This is a genomic window from Photorhabdus heterorhabditis (assembly GCF_018448905.1).
Lineage (GTDB): Bacteria > Pseudomonadota > Gammaproteobacteria > Enterobacterales > Enterobacteriaceae > Photorhabdus > Photorhabdus heterorhabditis.
The window spans coordinates 2,213-2,929 of record NZ_RCWA01000095.1 but is presented as its reverse complement, the minus strand read 5'-3'; the positions used below and the strand labels follow the sequence as shown (position 1 = coordinate 2,929).

Genomic DNA, 717 nt, shown 5'->3' with positions numbered 1-717 from the left:
TAAGTTTTTTGGGAGAGCTGATAAAGATGGAGTAATAATCCCTGTTTCACTCTATATCGTTAAAGATGGCAAGATTTTTTTTGATAAGAAAATAAACGCTTCAGGGTCCGAAGGAGGGCGTGTCTTCGATTACGAAGAGAGAAGTATAAATACGGCTGTGAGAGAAATTAAAACATTTTCGTTATCCCCCGGACGTTACTCTGCTGTCATTACCACTTTGGAGGATGTTCCCGTCTTTAATGGAATCGAGAGTTTTGTCGAATTCACTTATTACAATCCGAAAATTTAACGCGAATTACTTTATTTGGAGTGATGAAATGAAAGTATTACATATACACGAAAGATTTAAAAATTGGCTAAATATTATTGTTTTTATGAGCTGCACCTTATTAATGGCCTGCTCTAGGCACATGGATATATACAGACCGATTGACGTGTCGAAGTCTGGTCAATCAGTCAAAATTGATTTTGAACTCAGCAAGGAAGGGAATTATCAGTTCACCTTACTGTTTGAAACTGGGGAGGGTCATGATGAAATGACAAGGCGGTTTAAGTTTTTTGGGAGAGCTGATAAAGACGGAGTAATAATCCCTGTTTCACTCCATATCGTTAAAGATGGCGAGATTTTTTTTGACAAGAAAATAAATGCCAGGGGATACGATGGGGGACAGGCTTTCTATTACGAAGAGAAATATGTAAATACGGCGGTGCGAGAAA

2 protein-coding genes are annotated in these 717 nt (G+C 37.9%); both read left to right on the top strand.

The features are described from left to right. Positions 1-289 (top strand): DUF5625 family protein (locus EAE89_RS22560; RefSeq protein ID WP_244866725.1); only part of this gene is annotated, 289 nt, incomplete at its 5' end. Positions 290-317: 28 nt separating this feature from the next. After that, positions 318-717: DUF5625 family protein (locus EAE89_RS22555; RefSeq protein WP_214086627.1), on the top strand; the 400-nt coding region annotated here is incomplete at its 3' end.